General features: G+C 52.7%; 16 protein-coding genes. 6 read left to right on the plus strand and 10 right to left on the minus strand.

All coding sequences use genetic code 11. From position 1 onward, the window contains the following. The first annotated feature begins 219 nt into the window (after window positions 1-219). The gene (locus ACGLHT_RS11730; protein ID WP_274079471.1) at window positions 220-1,224 is read left to right on the plus strand and encodes a hypothetical protein; all 1,005 of its coding nucleotides are present in this window, start codon (window positions 220-222) and stop codon (window positions 1,222-1,224) included. 31 nt (window positions 1,225-1,255) lie between these two features. Continuing rightward, on the plus strand, window positions 1,256-1,423 hold the full coding sequence (locus ACGLHT_RS11735; RefSeq protein WP_274079472.1) for a hypothetical protein: 168 nt from the start codon (window positions 1,256-1,258) through the stop codon (window positions 1,421-1,423). A 223-nt stretch (window positions 1,424-1,646) separates the two neighbouring features. On the opposite strand, the gene ACGLHT_RS11740 is transcribed toward ACGLHT_RS11735, so the two are convergent. The 6 genes from ACGLHT_RS11740 to ACGLHT_RS11765 all read right to left on the minus strand — a co-directional run bounded on the left by ACGLHT_RS11740 (window position 1,647) and on the right by ACGLHT_RS11765 (window position 7,985). Continuing rightward, window positions 1,647-1,856 (minus strand): hypothetical protein, encoded by a 210-nt coding sequence (locus tag ACGLHT_RS11740; RefSeq protein ID WP_274079473.1) that lies wholly within the window; start codon window positions 1,854-1,856, stop codon window positions 1,647-1,649. Window positions 1,857-2,085: 229 nt separating this feature from the next. Beyond that, the gene (locus ACGLHT_RS11745; protein WP_274079474.1) at window positions 2,086-2,361 is read right to left on the minus strand and encodes a hypothetical protein; all 276 of its coding nucleotides are present in this window, start codon (window positions 2,359-2,361) and stop codon (window positions 2,086-2,088) included. A 13-nt stretch (window positions 2,362-2,374) separates the two neighbouring features. Further along, window positions 2,375-2,746: a DUF1413 domain-containing protein gene (locus tag ACGLHT_RS11750; RefSeq protein WP_274079475.1), complete on the minus strand. Its 372-nt coding sequence runs from the start codon at window positions 2,744-2,746 to the stop codon at window positions 2,375-2,377. A gap of 262 nt (window positions 2,747-3,008) precedes the next feature. Then, window positions 3,009-6,812, minus strand: a complete 3,804-nt coding sequence (locus ACGLHT_RS11755) for a hypothetical protein (protein WP_274079476.1) — start codon at window positions 6,810-6,812, stop codon at window positions 3,009-3,011. Between the two features lie 139 nt (window positions 6,813-6,951). Then, window positions 6,952-7,371, minus strand: a complete 420-nt coding sequence (locus ACGLHT_RS11760; RefSeq protein WP_087535216.1) for a hypothetical protein — start codon at window positions 7,369-7,371, stop codon at window positions 6,952-6,954. A gap of 359 nt (window positions 7,372-7,730) precedes the next feature. Further along, window positions 7,731-7,985 carry a hypothetical protein gene (locus ACGLHT_RS11765; RefSeq protein ID WP_023128610.1) on the minus strand — a complete coding sequence of 85 codons (255 nt, stop codon included), beginning with the start codon at window positions 7,983-7,985 and terminating at the stop codon, window positions 7,731-7,733. A gap of 925 nt (window positions 7,986-8,910) precedes the next feature. Between ACGLHT_RS11765 and ACGLHT_RS11770 the strand changes: the two genes are divergently transcribed. The 3 genes from ACGLHT_RS11770 to ACGLHT_RS11780 all read left to right on the plus strand — a co-directional run bounded on the left by ACGLHT_RS11770 (window position 8,911) and on the right by ACGLHT_RS11780 (window position 11,456). Beyond that, window positions 8,911-9,603, plus strand: coding sequence for a hypothetical protein (locus ACGLHT_RS11770; RefSeq protein WP_087535214.1), 693 nt, complete (start codon window positions 8,911-8,913; stop codon window positions 9,601-9,603). 30 nt (window positions 9,604-9,633) lie between these two features. Continuing rightward, window positions 9,634-10,413: a hypothetical protein gene (locus ACGLHT_RS11775; RefSeq protein ID WP_087535213.1), complete on the plus strand. Its 780-nt coding sequence runs from the start codon at window positions 9,634-9,636 to the stop codon at window positions 10,411-10,413. Window positions 10,414-10,748: 335 nt separating this feature from the next. After that, window positions 10,749-11,456, plus strand: coding sequence for a hypothetical protein (locus tag ACGLHT_RS11780; protein WP_087535212.1), 708 nt, complete (start codon window positions 10,749-10,751; stop codon window positions 11,454-11,456). 88 nt (window positions 11,457-11,544) lie between these two features. Here the strand turns inward: ACGLHT_RS11780 and ACGLHT_RS11785 are convergent, their stop codons facing one another. Together ACGLHT_RS11785 and ACGLHT_RS11790 are read right to left on the minus strand one after the other, a co-directional pair. After that, window positions 11,545-12,171 carry a hypothetical protein gene (locus ACGLHT_RS11785; protein WP_254913469.1) on the minus strand — a complete coding sequence of 209 codons (627 nt, stop codon included), beginning with the start codon at window positions 12,169-12,171 and terminating at the stop codon, window positions 11,545-11,547. 571 nt (window positions 12,172-12,742) lie between these two features. Further along, complete coding sequence (locus ACGLHT_RS11790) at window positions 12,743-13,057, minus strand: hypothetical protein (protein WP_087535211.1); 315 nt, start codon at window positions 13,055-13,057, stop codon at window positions 12,743-12,745. Here ACGLHT_RS11790 and ACGLHT_RS11795 point away from each other — a divergent pair. Beyond that, the gene (locus ACGLHT_RS11795) at window positions 13,048-13,695 is read left to right on the plus strand and encodes a collagen-like protein (RefSeq protein WP_274079477.1); all 648 of its coding nucleotides are present in this window, start codon (window positions 13,048-13,050) and stop codon (window positions 13,693-13,695) included. The genes ACGLHT_RS11790 and ACGLHT_RS11795 overlap by 10 nt on opposite strands. A gap of 40 nt (window positions 13,696-13,735) precedes the next feature. On the opposite strand, the gene umuC is transcribed toward ACGLHT_RS11795, so the two are convergent. Beyond that, entirely contained in the window at window positions 13,736-15,016 is a 1,281-nt protein-coding gene (gene umuC / locus ACGLHT_RS11800) for a translesion error-prone DNA polymerase V subunit UmuC (RefSeq protein ID WP_274079478.1), read from the minus strand. After that, window positions 15,003-15,431 (minus strand): LexA family transcriptional regulator, encoded by a 429-nt coding sequence (locus ACGLHT_RS11805; protein ID WP_087534946.1) that lies wholly within the window; start codon window positions 15,429-15,431, stop codon window positions 15,003-15,005. The genes umuC and ACGLHT_RS11805 overlap by 14 nt, the downstream gene beginning before the upstream one ends. Between the last annotated feature and the right edge of the window lie 207 nt (window positions 15,432-15,638).

A 15,638-nucleotide genomic window follows, 5' to 3' on the forward strand; every position in this document is an offset into this window, starting at 1 on the left:
ACGTTCAACCTGTGCGATGAGCTAAGCCCCTCGGCCCACCTCTAGCGCGGTTGGGGGAACGAACCATAGGGGGCATGCAAGTACATTATTGGTTAGATGTACAGGTCAAACTCGTTATAGATTCACGGCCCAAAGCCGATATAGATAGACAAAGCTTGCTTATGCGACAAAACTCATTGATTTGCAATTGAGCTTCCTGACTACAAGGAGCGTTATCCAGTGTTAGATCTTATCTACATCATCGAAGAGCAGCTTGCATCTCCCCTTTGCAAGGATGGGGGCACTAGCTACACGCCAAACTTCACTATCCCAGGGCATGACACTGTAGCGTTGGCAGAAAAGCCAACTTATTCAGTTGCAGCTATAACTGCAGCCAGTGTCGCTAAGACGATTCTATTCCCATTAGTGCCTTTTTCCTTAATCACTGCCGCAGCGGCAGCTAACGCTGCCGGCATTAGTGCATCGTTCGCTGCCAAAGATCGCAGTGCGCCCTCAGAGGAATCTGACCTAGCCGGATCAGCAGTAACCGAAGAAGCACGCATGGTCGCTGCCTACGTACAACACCACTCGCTATCACGAAGCCAAGCAAAAGACGCAGGCTACCGTTTCCAACCAGGGCACCCAGTCGTAGGCAAGGCTTACCGCAGGCACCCGCTGTCCGACTACTCAACTCCGGACAACGGAAACCTTTACATCCCAAGCGATAGTTACGATGCAATCCTACTGGAAGAGCGCGAATCAGAGCTGATCAAGCTGTTAGTACATCTTGGGGCAACCAAAATCAGCATCACCAAGAAGGCCTCGGATAAAAACCTGAACGCAATCACTGCAGAAGCCTCTCTGAAAATGGGGCCTATGGGCGGTGGCGATGTCAGTTACACCGGTAAATCCGAACGCGACACTGATACGCTAAATACCCGGGAATTCTCGTTAACCGGCCGGCCGTGGAAGACGGATAGCAAGTTAGATCGTGAAAGCTTTTTCTGGCTTTCCTATGAGCCGTCTTGGAAAGCTGTCGTGTTTGCCCGCGAAGTGGGTGGTTGTCTGACCGCATCCCTGGAGATCAAAGAAAACACCTCGTTCTCAACAGACAAAAATTTCGAGCTTTCGGTCAAGGCTAAGCTGGCTGAGGCGGGCGCGCAGGCAGGCCTTTCAACCCTGGAAACCGAAGAGAACACTTATTTCGTGAAAGCGGAGTTTGCTCCGGTAAATCACAGCGGCTAGGCGAAAGGCCTTAGGGGACGGGACTGGCGTTATGGTACTCGACGATTCCGGAGACAGATCTCCAAGCGAGATCACGGCGCGCGAGGTTTGCCAGGTGCTGCGTGAAGTCGTGCTCGGACGCCGGGCTATGGCCAAGGTAGGCGATCAAACCTGGGATGAGGTTTACGCCTGCCATTTTGTCGTGAATGTCGAGGGCTGACCGGTTTTGGTTTGTGATTGTTTCAGGTGGTGTAGGCACGATTTATTGCTTGGGCTGGCTCTCGTAAATCGAAGCCTTGGCGTATGCCAATGTCTGGGCGGTGTGAGGTCAATCCTCCCGCCGGCGGGCTGCTCACCCACCTCATCACTAAAACTATGAGCGCCCCCCAGGCCGGCGCCCTTAGATAGGTATTGCCTGAGGTGCGAGTCGCGAACATTCGACGTCAGTGCACCGACTCACCCAAGGAGCCGTCTTTGTAAAGCTGGTAGTCAATGACCGTCTGGTAGAGATGATCGGCCTCCATCCGGAGCCGCTCAACCTCCTCTTCCGGGCGGTTTTGATCCACCGCAGCCAGGTGGGCACGGTTCGCATCAAGCGCCTGCTGCAGTAGCGGCTCTCCCGCCTCAGCCATACCAAGTATTGTTCGCTTCACGAGAACGCCTCACGTTTTTCACTCATCGATGGCGTGAGGCTAGCCGTTCGGAGAGCCCACACCAGCTCAGACCATACCGGGCCTACATCTTCTCGCCTCTGGCACATCGTGGGCCGGCGCGCTCAGCTTGCCATTTCGACCACAAGCGCTAATCACTCATCAGCGACCACTGCGCTGCTACAATCTTACGGAGTTAACAGGCGACAGATGAGTGCAACAAAAGACCCTTTCACCCAGCTAACTGTTGCTCACGTTCACTCAGCCGCTCGACAAGAACCTGAGGGTGCACGCGGTAGATCCCATCGGACACTCTCTGTGTGAATTTCTTGTACGTGGGGCTGTGAGTAGCAGTCGACATCTCAGAATTCGATAGAAACACTTTTTTATAGTTTTCGGAAAAACCTGGAAACAACGCAATAACTTCCTGGCGCGTCACTAAAAGTCCTTTCCCGAGAGTGCCGTCAAGAATGGCGTCCAAAAATGCTTCACGAAGGCTTATCGACATAAAGGTACTCCCATCAAGATTGGCGGATGTAGATAGCTTTGTTACTACTGTTACGGTCAGCCCATTTGGCGAGACCGGAGGCTTCTGCTTGCTTACGAAACCCTTTACCTAAAGATTTGCGATCCCCTGTTGACATCTTGTGCCAGGTAGCTTGGTCAATAACGTCATCAAGGGTGAACTCCTGATTGGCAGGAAGCTCCCTCACCTTCCCGAGCGCGAGCTTAACCACCTCTTCCGGGTCAACGGACTGCACCTCCGGCGCCGGCTGCCCTAACGCTGATGCTAGAAGCGTGTTGATGAGTTCATCAGGGTTAGAATTAGCGGCCTTGCTTCGCTCAAGCAATGCCGCCAAGAGATCGTTTCTAAGCTCCAAGGTGATCATCATGAGTTTTCTCCTTTCCTCTGGTTTCCCTAGAGTGAAGATGACACGGAAGGCGCAGGCCGTCAAACCTTTTGTCATGAGAAAAAAGGTTTAAGGCCTGCACACCCTCTCAAGCGTATTCGTGGCTGGCGATCTCTACCAAACGCATCGCTCCCTACCATGCATCAGACGATGCTCGACCATAGCGAGCACTCTGTAAGCACAGATGGGTACAGTTGAGTTTTCGATCTGGATGCATGATCAGATCTGATTGCGCCCTATCAACTCAGATCATGAGCGAAGGCCTACTGCGCATCTCGATATGTTTCTCGCTTTCCTTCGGCAATCCAACGAATCCACGCCGTGAAAGGCTGTGGGCGAGACGTGAATCAAGAGCAGTTGGCGGGAATCGCACAAGTGGTTTCTTACCGGACAGAAGCTCATAGACTCCACCCAGTGGGGCCAGGATCGAGACAATCGTTGACCAATCAGCATTCAACTCCACTGCTTGGACAAGCATCTCCATACGCTCTTCAGGAGAGCGTGAAACGTCCCTGGCCATGGTGGCAACCACCTTCAAGCAGTTTCCTGGCAGAGTCACTCCTTCTCTGTTAGCACGGACGCAGACTGCTCCGAGCGTATCGCGTACTGCCTCATCTCCCTCAAGCTCACGCTGCACCACGCCGGCCCACATCTCGCAGATGTCCTTGATCGGGACTTCAGGAGCCTTCGCCAAGGCGCCGACGATGAAGGGATCCTGCCTCATCAGATCCACTGCACCTCTAGCCTCCGGCCAATGCTTACGGAGATATGCTAGTTCCAGATCAACCCCCTGATTGCCAAAGGCCTCATTGATCTCGACATCGAAAGGTACGAAATCAGCAGTTGCCAGGTACTCCCATCGCTCTCGCGTCATTACTGCGTCGACGATGGCTTCAGCCATTATCGAAGATCGAGCGAAAATCCGCTCAAGGGTACTTTCATCAATCAACTCAGATACGATGATTAGGGTTTGCAAACAATCAAGGTCATCTCGTGTGTCATCCCAGAGCTTCTGAGCCTCGACTGCGTTCCTTATCAAGAAATCGGCGAAAATCTCATTAATCACTTGTCTTTCAGCGACATCAGGGGACTCGCTTGGTTTCTCAGTAGGCCGGACGATCATATGGTCGTAATACTGCCAAGCGGCCGAGGCAACGGAAACTACTCGGTCATGTAGGAGCGCGCACTCCCAAATATTATCCGAGAATCCTTCCAAGTTATCCAGTTTGCAAGCTGTTCTACCAAAATACTCCTGCTGCAGGGTTGCCTCATCTCGAATCTGGGAAAGCAGATATCTCAATGATTCTTCATCTTCTTGGATAACACCCTCTTGATCGAGAAGTTCTCCAATGAAAGCATGTGGATCACCCTCGATTGCGATGTTCAATCCCACAAGATTCAGAGACCTCAGTCGAGCATACGACACATCTGCCTGCGTACCATCCAGCGTATCGCACAGTAATTTAATCATCGGCAAGGAGAGCTCTAAACAGTCCCATTCCACTAGCCGCCGCAATGTATCCTGGCCGACACCCACCTCAAGAGCCTTAAATCTCACAGGCTCGCGACGTAACCATGCCCAACCCGAAAACTTGCTACTCAGTTTTGGAATCAGGGCATCTACCACAGGAAGTTCCTGAATAATTTCAAGCAGCTGAGATCGCCCATCCGATTCCATCAACTGTTTCGGCACTAGGCTATCCAACAAGGCGCAAATCAGAGCTTGGCGAGCATTAACCTCCAGAAACTTTTCAGTCTCAAACAGTCGAAGATATAGATCAGGCTGAATGACGTGCACAGCTTGGATAAATTTGGAGAGAGCCTCACCCTCCAAAATAATCATCACTGCATCGGCCATCCTGGTCAAATGCTTCTCGCCCCCCCTCAAGATTACCTCAAGCTTTTGCGTTCGGACATCTGATAAGTCAGTGGGCACTGCCGTCAAGGAGAGTTCTGCAAGCAGAGCTGCGATGATTCCGCAACCGCCATCAAGGCAGTCATGATCCAACTTACCGATCACTTGAGTGGCATTAGCTACTGGCTCAGCGACATCGAGTAAAACACGACGTCGAAGTGCTAGAAGCAGGTTCTGATCTCCGCGAGTGAGGGAGCCTTCGTAGAAAAACCCAAGGTAATCACTATAATCAGTATCCAGGTAGTTGCTACGCAGTAAATATACGACCACATCCAGACCCGGCATCTGCTCAGCAATAGCCGCACCGTAGCTCCCGCGTGCTGCCTCCCGAAATGAAATAGTTTTTAGTTTAACGACCTCCCTCTCGAGGTCTCTTATAGCCTCATTTACTATTTTCATAGGGGTCAGGATTCTGGCTAGTCGCTTTTCATATGAAGCCCGCGCCAGTGCGTCTTGGGGTTTAACGACATGACCTTGAGGGTTGTGATGTGACCAACTGGAAAACCAAACACTTTGCCATTGCGTAGCATTACAAATTTTGGTGAAGGTTTCGTCCTGCAAAAACTCAGTGAGAGTGAATTTCTGATTACTGTCGACAACAATGTAGTTTGCGCCTTCAACACCGCTCGCCTTCAAAGCCTCATACCATACCCGGAGTCGTGCATCGATCAACTGCTCTCCCCCAAGGCTCACACGTTCAGCCCGTTCCTGCTTTAATGCCTCGATTTTTTTCAGAAATTGCTCAGCCTCAGCTTCCGCCCAAGCTGAGAGGCTTGTCAGAGCCGAATATACTTTCCCTTTTCGTTTAGCCAGCTCAGCAAATTCTTCAGGATGCAAATTTCGCATAACAACGATTGCGAACAGCTTGTTCTGGTCTAGCTCAATACCGCCACGGGATAGCAAATTCGCAAAAATATCGTACTCATTGACAATATTCTTAATCAAACGCATCTCATCGATGTAGTAGCAGACCGTTTCCACAAGAACAGGATCAAGCGTTCCGCCCAACTGACTGCCATTTACTTGACGCACCCTCATGTACTCGTTGAGCTTTTCTCGCGAGTTCTCGGAGTTAACAACTGGAATCACCGGGATGATCAGGTCGAAAAACTTCGTCTTGTCAGTTACCGTGAAAAGCTCATCTCGAATGGCATAGATGAAATGAACCGGGCGTTTAATCTCCGGAGAATTTCGAATCGTGAAATTGATCTCGCGAAGCCGGAAAAATATTTCTTGGGTACCGAAGCGGTCTAGATCCTCAATGACCACGACGCGGATATCGCTACGCTGGAAGCAGTAAATAATCTCGTCAACGTTTTTATGCAGAACGGAAGCATGATTTGTTGCTTCAAGCTTGCCGCCCTTGATGGTTAGACCATCGATGCTGAGCATTGACAGTAGCTGCATACTGCCATGCAGCAGGTACCAGATCACATAACCAACTGCGCCGACTGCGAGCCAGCCTGGTATCAGCATCAGGCCGGGAACGAGCCAATCGGGATCGATTTTCGGGAGTTTATCGATTGTCGGTACGTAGAGACGAAGGCCGCCTAGAACAAGGGCAATCATCGCTACGGTACGATGGTAAATCGTACGCTTACGCGCCTGAACGATCCGCTTGAGGCGTGTCTTCGGCAGCTGAGCAGCAGGTACGGTATAAAGCAATTGCTGAACAATCGTCTCTTCGATCCTGGGGATCAGGTCGCCAGACGATGCTGATTCCTTTGCAGGGTCGTCGGTTTGCCCGTTCTCTGGCTTAGGGTCTGAAGTCTGTTCAGCCCCGAACACCGGCAGGGGTGAAGGTGCATCCTTGCTGAACGTGGCCAACGAGACATATGCCGTCTTGAACTCAGGATGTCGCTCAAAGAATGTTTTGATGACGCTCGACTTGCCTGCGCCGTACCCACCAGTCAACGCGATGTTCAGAACCTCATCGCTGTTCAACGCCGCCAGCAGCTCCCGCTCGTAATCCTGGAACAGCTCCTTCTCGAGTAACACGGGGGTAAGCGGCTCGAAGGTGCCCGAAGGCACATAGGGCTTCATCAGAGAGTGAAAGATCTGAAGGCCCACGTCCCACGCTACCGCGATAGCAATGCAGTGGTTGGTGATGCGGTCTTTGAGTCCGTTGAGCATCGAAAATCCCGTCGACCCATCCATGTACCGGATACATAGAAATGGCTATAGAAGCAGATCACGCCGACACTGCCGGCGCGAGTTCAAGTGATGGCTATATGCTACACCCAAAGGCTGAGAGCAAACTCATGGGGGCTGGTCATAGCCCTATTTGATTCTGTAAGCGAGCAACCCTGAGGGCTCGTGGAAGCTTCTCGACCGGCAGCCGCTCGAGCAATCCATCCACCAAGTGCTGCGCATGCCTGGAGTAGAGGGTTATCCCGTCGCTCGAAGACTGACGATAGGGAACCAGTCCTCCAGCAATGATCTGGGCAATTTTCAGGATATTCAGCAACTCTTCGCCTACGACCTCAGCTTTGATGTGCTCAACCGTCTTTCTCGGAGGTATGCCAGCTCCGCGCCACAATTCGACGACAACCTGATGAAGTCCTTCCGGCCCAAAGTGATCTAGGGCGATCCTCCACAGGAGCACCTCATACGAAACGTTGATGCGATTGCCGGTCATGTAATGCGAGTCACCAGCATCGAGGTCTTCCCTGTGAAATTTTTCGGTGTTCAACGGTAAACCATCGAGTTGATTGGATACCGTTAAGCTGCCTCAAATTCTACGCGGAACTGCTCTAAATCTGGATCCGTAGACCTGCGTGAAGGGGCTGAAAGGCGGGACAAAGCGCGAGTGTCGCGCCCTGTCCCCCTGATGCTTAGATCACCTACTGGGTATGGCAGACGTTGGAACACGTCCGGCAGCCATTCGACTGCGGGTAGGTGTTACGCGCCTGGCGCACAGCAGTCACACAGGTCGTGTGGTAACCGAGGTCAAGGCGGTTGTGAGGGGCAGGTAGGAAGATGCACGTACTGGTGTGCACTTCATGGTCACCATTGGCCTGCTTGTTCCGGTTCACGAAATACTGGGCCATATCAGTTGCCTCGCTCTTTGTTCGATTGAGAAAGCACCGACCCCGCAAGGGCTTTGGTGGTGGCGTTGTACTTGTCGCTTTCCAGAACCCGGCTGGCTTTGGTCTCCATCTCGGCACTGGTTTGCTTACCAGTGGATGCCTGCGACATAGCCGAGCCGGCCAATTCCTTCTGGATCGCAGAGGAACTGCCACTGCGAAGGACTTCGGAAGCCAAGGTGGCTACAGTGGAAGAGGTTTGCTTCGTATTTTTCGGCACGATGAAGTGCTCCTGTTTCTACGTCGGATTAAATAGGCAGGAGCAACCCTTGAGCGGAAAACCGGGCTGGATGGTTGACAGCCAGAGTCGGTTTTTCTCTAATGCGCGTCCCACCAATGTCCGCATTGGGTCAGGGAAGGCGGATATGCGTGCTCGGCGACCAAACTTTGCACGCATACCCGCTGCCTTTCTGAATCCGCAGCGCATCCGTCAAAAACACAATATATGGGGTTCCTGACGGGACGAGATACAAGATAATGGGGCATTTTTGACAATGCAAGACGCCCCCTTGTGGATAACTTGTGCGCAAACTGTTTGTTGGATCCATTTTTTTCCTGTATGGATGCACAGGCCTTCAAAACCGGGGCTTTCAGCCTTCCCCGCTTGTAATATTCTGAAACACTTCCACGAATAGACCCCTTCAAAGCCCCAACAGGCGGCGTGTTGGCGATCATCTATGGCGCCAAATTGACGCCAAACCTCTGCTCATCTAGCGATACTCTTCACCTATTTTTCACGAGTGCTGAGTGAGACTCTGCCATACCCCATGTGTGATAGATGCTCAATTGCCCGCCTAGCAGCGGGCTTTCTTTTGTCCGTAAATTGCCCCGTCTAGCCCCCTCCCCCGAGCTATTGCCCACCTCAATGGGCAGCCCAGCGTCCTACATGGACACCTTTCTAAGCCTCACGCTTCCACTCCAATAGCTACTCAAATGCAGTGTGGGATAGGCCCTCGAGCCATGGGATAACGCCGGCAAAGGCGCGCAGATATGTCCTCATGCCGGGCTCCTCAGCGCCACCAGATGAGAACTCCACATCCTGGCCACAGCGACTACAAAATCACTGCAACTGTAATAAATTAATCATTGACTATGTACTATTTTGCCATTAATCTCTGCCTACACCTTCTGAACAGGCGGACATGATGAGCACCTATTGGCGTAACCAGTTCGAGAAAAACTTCGTTTCACCCGAGGAGAAGATCGACCTGGACGAGATTCTCCAGGAAGCCCACGACGTCTATTGGGGGGCGCTGGGTGCCTCACTGATTAAATATCATGGAGAAATCGACCCCACCCATTTGGCGACTCTCGATCAGATTTACCAAGGTGAGATCCCTGTTCAGGCGGCAGCTAGAGACTGCTATGACTACGCAATCAATGGTCGGCTGAAACTCGCCACGAATGGTGCAGAGCAAACCCGAATGAACGACAGCTGGGGACGTTTGGCCACGCTTGTGCTGTCTGCCAGACCCGACATCGAAGTCTTCTGGCCAAGCATCCGCGACCGTCAAATGACTTTACCCAGGGGGCTCGAAAAAATTTTGTTCCACGCTCTGATTCGGGTACGCCTAGACCTCGATACCCACCCGGCATTTCAAGATGACGAGGCGCTGCCCATGTTCTTGTCGGGGGAAGATCAAAGCGGATATCTGACCCTCAAGGAAATTGCAGTGTTGGGGCAAATGACCGAGCGAGCAGTACGCAATGCGGCTCAACCCACCGCAGCTGACCAGCTTCAAACACGTAAAGAACAGAATCAGACGGTGGTCGACTCGAACGAGGCGTTGCGCTGGCTGAAAGGGCGCCGGGGCTTCATCGCCACCCGCGCTGACTAACCCGACTGCCAATCACCATAGGACACGATCATGAGCCTCGAACAATTCAGCACGCTGCTCTCCGCCACTGCCTACGACTTTACCAACAGCCTGCCGGCGGAGCTGTTGCTAACATCTGAGGGCAACCTGCAAACATTCTATGCACCATTCGACCACATCAATACCGGCGCCCGTATCGTGCTATGCGGCATCACCCCAGGGTTGCAACAAGCCAGCCGCGCCCTAAATGAGGCGTGCAAACAACTTCGTCAAGGCGCCTCCATCGAGCAGGCCAGGGAAGCTGCCAAGGCAACCGCCAGCTTTGCTGGGCCTATGCGAAACAACCTGGTCAACATGCTTGATCACGTAGGTGTGCACACGCTGCTTGGCGTCGACAGCTGCGCTCGGCTCTTCGATACGCACCGTCATCTGGTGCACTACACCTCGGCGTTGCGCTATCCAGTTTTTGTAGACGGTCAGAACTACAGCGGCAGCCCAGCCATGCTCAGTCGCTCCAGCTTGCGGCGCCAGGTTGAAACCCACTTGGCGGAAGAGATCAGAGTCTTGGGCCCGCAATGTTTGTACGTACCGCTCGGGCCGAAGGTGGCGGAGGTCTTCCAGCATTTGCAGGCCAAAGGCCTGTTGAAAGCCGAACAAATTCTTGATGGGCTCCCTCACCCATCTGGCGCTAACGCAGAGCGCATCAGCTATTTCCTCGGCAGAAAACCCCGAGATGAGCTGTCGACTCAAACCAATCCGACAGTGTTGGACAGCGCCAAATCCAAGATCTTGGACAAGCTGGCAAAGCTCCATGGGCTGGAGCGCTTTTAATAGGAAGGTTGGGTTCCACGTTCTTTAGATCTTAGTCACCGCCTGGGGTGGGGCGGCAATTCCCCCCTCTCTCTTGCTGGGCTTTCCCAGTTAGTGCTAAGCAGTACAGCGGCTCTGGTCTTCAGTAGCCGCTTTTTTCTGCCCGTTGAGCTACTGGACAAGCTGGGCATACGCTGTAGTATTACGCCTAATTCAGGGCGCCCGCCTCAGTTGCAACGACTAAATAAGGCATGTTTCACCCCTACACCTCTGCTTCCAACCTCTGAGTTGATGCGGGAAATCGTTGCCGTTGTTTCAGAAACAATCGTCCTTGCACTCAATTGCCGAGGTTTCCCATGGCTACTTTCCTTTCTACTCCGATTCATAAGGCCCATACCCAAGCTAAACGCCTTGGTCTCGATCCACTCTCCAAATCCCAGCTGCTCGAGGTTGCCGCTTCGCTATTTGGATACGAAACGTACCGTGTGCTTGCTGATCGTGCCGACTCTCTTCGAGAGACGCTCGCTCGTAACGATGTTGGTGTTTTCCTAGACGAGTATGCGGCTAAACATAGAACTGTCTCTCTCCTGCATGCGAACGGGCTTCCAACTACCTCCGCTCGGCGTTACGTGGAGTTGATGGTCGACTGTATCCGCCAGTCGATAACCGCACCGGTCTTCATGAACGAAGGCTCGTTTTTTGACGAACACCTGGATCCCTACCTTGAGCCTTTCTTCCTTGAGCAGCTTTCCGAAAATGACGAAATGCTTGCTGTGCATGCAAAGGTCAACGTCCTGTGCGAATTCGTAGAGTGCATCGAGACGTATAGCATCACTGACATCTGGAAGTCCCGCGAGAAGTGGCTTGTGGACTGCATGGTCGAAATCTTGCCGAGGGGGAAAGATGGTAAGCCGTACGGTGGCGGCGAGTACCTTCTCTCCCAGGCACAGGTTGCTTATGCCAAGATTGACCGTGCCGTTGTGTCCGTACGGCCGGATTTTGCTCCAGCGAACGCACAAGCGAAGCGTTTCCACGCAGGGATGGGTGGTGAGCATATTCGTTAACCTGATGCCGGAATACGCTTCACGCGTTGCCTCTACAAAACCACCTGGCCTATAAGCCAAATAAAAAGCCCGCTTAACAGCGGGCTTTTTACCGGTGCGGAAGCATGACCTTGAGTCGGTACCTCAACCCCGCTTCTTGATAAGATCCAGCAGCAGCTGGCCCTCTGGCATTGCCGACATTGCGCGACAGCACCACATTCTTCTGCAGGTTTTTTTTGATCTCCGACGCCGAGATCGGCTTGGGCAGAACCTCAAAGCCTTCCAGACGCTGGAAGTGACATTCATCCAGGAAGCCGCCGTGGATACGTGTTTCTGTCACGCCAGTGCCTTTGCCGTAAGCGACGATCCCCTTGCCGTTCTCGTACAAGAAGACGATGTCGCCCGCTTGGATGCAATCAATGTTGAGCTTCCAAGGATGGTAAAAAGCTGCCGCGCAGCCCTCGTTGAACATTCGCTTGTGATCCAATACAGAGTGGCGCTTGTTCGTATTCAGGATGTGGAATTTCGAAGCGGGCAGCGCATCCATCTCTGCGGTTGCCTCCGCCACATCGTCGAGCTTCATTGCGTTCTTGGCGGCTTCAACGCCTTTCTCGAGCAGCTTTAGCATCGTTTCTTGACGGCTGAGATCTAGCCGGTCGGCCAGGCCTTCGATGAACGAGTAGAGCTCTTTCGGCATACGAAGGGTGGCGGAAGCCTGATCGCCTTTGGCCTTCACAGAGCTTCGATGAGAGAGATGATGTCAGTCGAAGGGTGGTGCTCCTTTAGATTTATGCGCCCAGGTTAGGAAGCCAAATTCTGCTGCAAAAAAAATTTGCTCATCTACTCTTACAGTGTTCTGTACGCTGTAGAGATGAGACCAAAGCGAGTAGCAATGGATCAAACCTCTGGTATTTACGGATATTTAATATACCTTAAGCCGGAGAGTAGATATGGACGATCTTATTATAGGCGACAATCAGCAGATTGACCTTTCGCCAGGCATTCACAAGTTTGCAATGCTTCAATTTGGAAAAACTCTTCTATACGTTTCTCTTCAACAGTATCTATTTTAGTCAAGAAGCTAGTTTCTTCTGAAGGTTCTAGCATTGAGTATGTAACTGCATCATCGTCGCCTGACGACACAACCTTTACACTAAATGCTATTGATGCTAGTGGTGTAACTGGGCTTAGATTTATAGGTGATGGATTCTCCCAGGTTGGGTTTAAGGAAGGGGATAGAGGCCGCGACGGGAGCAAAGGTAGCGATGCCGGTGGATCGTCAACGGCATACCCTTTTGGCAGCGATTCTACAGGTGGCGGAAGCGCCCCACCCCCGGCGTCAGGGCCATCAGGGAAAAATGCGGCATCATTTCTAGTTTATCTACCATTCCTAAACCCTGGGTCAAAGTTATACTTTTCAGCACTTGGAGGTAATGGGGGGCGTGGTCAAGATGGTGGTAACGGTGGTAAGGGGGGAGAAGGAAACTCTCTAAAGGGCCCCAGTCGTGGGGGAAATGGAGCAACTGGCGGAACAGGCGGAAATGGCGGAAATGCTGGCAAAGTAAATCTATTTCTCGTAATTCCCGCTGATAAAGAAGTTGATAAGGATAGCGTGATAGCATCAGTTAACATTAAAACTGATGTAGCAGGTGGAAATCCAGGGCTAGGTGGTGAAGGTGGTTGGAAAGGAGCTCCGGGAGGCTCTAAGTGGGAAACTCTTATGCCTAGTGGTCAGCCGGGGGATAAGGGGGACAGAGGATACCCTGGCTCACCGGGCAAAGACGCCAGGACAGACCCAGGTGCGAGCTGGGTTGATATAGATGTTATGGATTTTGAAACGTATAAAGCCTTATTGGCTCAACAAACGTTTAGACTTGTTGAGCCATATAAAGAGTTGCTAGGTAACGAAGCGCTCCCAATGCAGACGTTTGAAATAGCTAGCTTTACACGCGAGCAAGTTCTGTGGAGTCAGTGTGAAAACATTGACGTGCTTGGGGCAAGCAAGAAAATCTGCGCATATCTGATAAGGCACAATCTTAGTTTGTTAGTTAGGATTGATGTAGATGGCAATACATATGACATAACTGTGGCCAATTTGAAGATGAAAATTTATGAGTTGCCGGGCGGCTTCTATGTCCAGTTAGGCATTGATAGAATCGCACTGGACTCTGAGAACAAACCCAATCAAATTTGCATGGTGCTCGAGGTTTGCTCCGATCTAAACTGTATGAAAGTCATGGATGAATGTATTAACTTTTAACTCATAAGGGAGCTTCGGCTCCCTTATTTCAACGCAGAAGTTATTTACAGTAGACTGTCCAGAGCTCGTCGACGCGCGTTGTGAAGCTCTGGCTCATCATCTCTCGTCGCATGCCCCACGACGGATCAATCGGGACGCTGGCCAGCCGCATCGTCCCCCTGCCCCACCTGCCGTTCACCGCATCGAGCACCCCCATGAGCTTCTCACTCGCCACCGGCTGAGCAGCCGCGAACAGGTCACCCGTGATTTCGCTCGGCTGGCAGAGGTCAAGCAGCAGCACCTCCGCCTTGCTGTAGCGGAAACCCTCCCGGAACACCCGCTCAACGCCCTCCTGCGCTGCCTTTGTCAGCAAACGCGTATCGTCGGTTGGATATGGCAGCTCGACGAGGATTCCGTTGGCATACATCGCCTCATTTGGATTGAACTGGCCCGTGCGGATACTCACTCGTAGGCTTTTGCAAAGCGACTGCTGAGCGCGAAGTTTCTCCGCAGCCCTGGACGTATAGGTGGCCACCGCCTCCTTGATAGGAGCCAGTTCAGTCAGCCGGGTACCGAACATACGGCTGCTGCAAATTTCCTGCTTGGGTGGATCAGGCTCGTCCAGCTCGAGGCATGTGGTACCGCCAAGCTCGCGCACAGTCTTCTCTAGTACCACGCTGAACTGCTTCCGGAGCGACCAGGCATCTGCATGGGCCAGCTCCCACGCGGTGCGGATATTCATTGCCGCCAGGTGGGCAGAAAGGCGGCGGCCAATGCCCCAAACGTCGCCGGCATCGCATTTCTTGAGCACCCAGTTGCGCTTCACTTCATCGCGCAGATCTACAACGCCACCGGTATGGCTCTGCCATTTTTTGGCAGCATGATTGGCTAGCTTTGCCAAGGTCTTCGTCGAGGCAATACCGACGCCGACTGGGATGCCCGTGCGCCGGTATACCTCGGCTCGAATCTGCCGGCCCAAACGCTCGAGATCTCCTGGCACCCCCGTGAGCTCTGCAAAGGCCTCGTCGATACTGTAAACCTCCGCTGCCGGCACCATGGACTCGATTACAGTCATGACGCGCTCACTCATGTCGCCGTAAAGCTGATAGTTCGACGAGCACGCGACGATGCCATGCTTACGGAGCTTGTCCTTGATCTGGAAGTACGGCTCACCCATCTTCACGAAAGGCTTGGCATCCGCTGAGCGAGCGATTACACAGCCATCGTTGTTGCTCAAAACGACGACGGGCTTGCTGCGGATATCCAGGCGAAAAACGCGCTCACAGCTGGCGTAGAAGGAATTGCAGTCGATGAGGGCGAAGACTCGCTCAGGCTTTGTCATGACTGCGCACGCTAAAGGTGACAACACCCCATACCTGAAGCTCTTCACCCTCCAGTAAATACCTTGATGGGTAGCGCGGATTCTCCGATTTAAGCACCACTTGACTACCGTCACGGGCAAGGCGTTTGCAGAGCGGTTCGCAGTTCACTGCGGCGATGACAATGTGGCCTGGCTCAGCCTCGATGGAGCGATCCACGATCACGAGGTCGCCCGGGTAGATGCCGGCACCGATCATCGAGTCGCCCTCAACACGCACCAGGTAAATGTGCGGGGCGCGGACGTCGAGCAGCTCATCCAAGGAAATGCGTTTCTCCAGATGATCCGCTGCTGGCGAGGGGAAGCCCGCAGGGACATGAAATAAGAATAGCGGGAGCTTCACTCCGCTTGGTTCAAGGGGGCCGAGGATGGTGACCATGCCGAAAACACCTATACTGTATATTCGTACAGTAAAGCGTTTTCACCGGATTTGGTCAATCTAGAGCAGAGCAGATTAGATGGCCGGCACCTCAATCTCCTTTGGCAAGGGAGGGCCGTCGCCCATAGCGAACGCTTGGTTTAGTATCAAGTCAGTCGCGTTGCGCCCACTGCCCACGCGCTACGCTTAGTCAGGCTCAACGAAAAA

This window comes from Pseudomonas sp. PsB, from assembly GCF_043658375.1.
Classification (GTDB): domain Bacteria; phylum Pseudomonadota; class Gammaproteobacteria; order Pseudomonadales; family Pseudomonadaceae; genus Aquipseudomonas; species Aquipseudomonas putida_Z.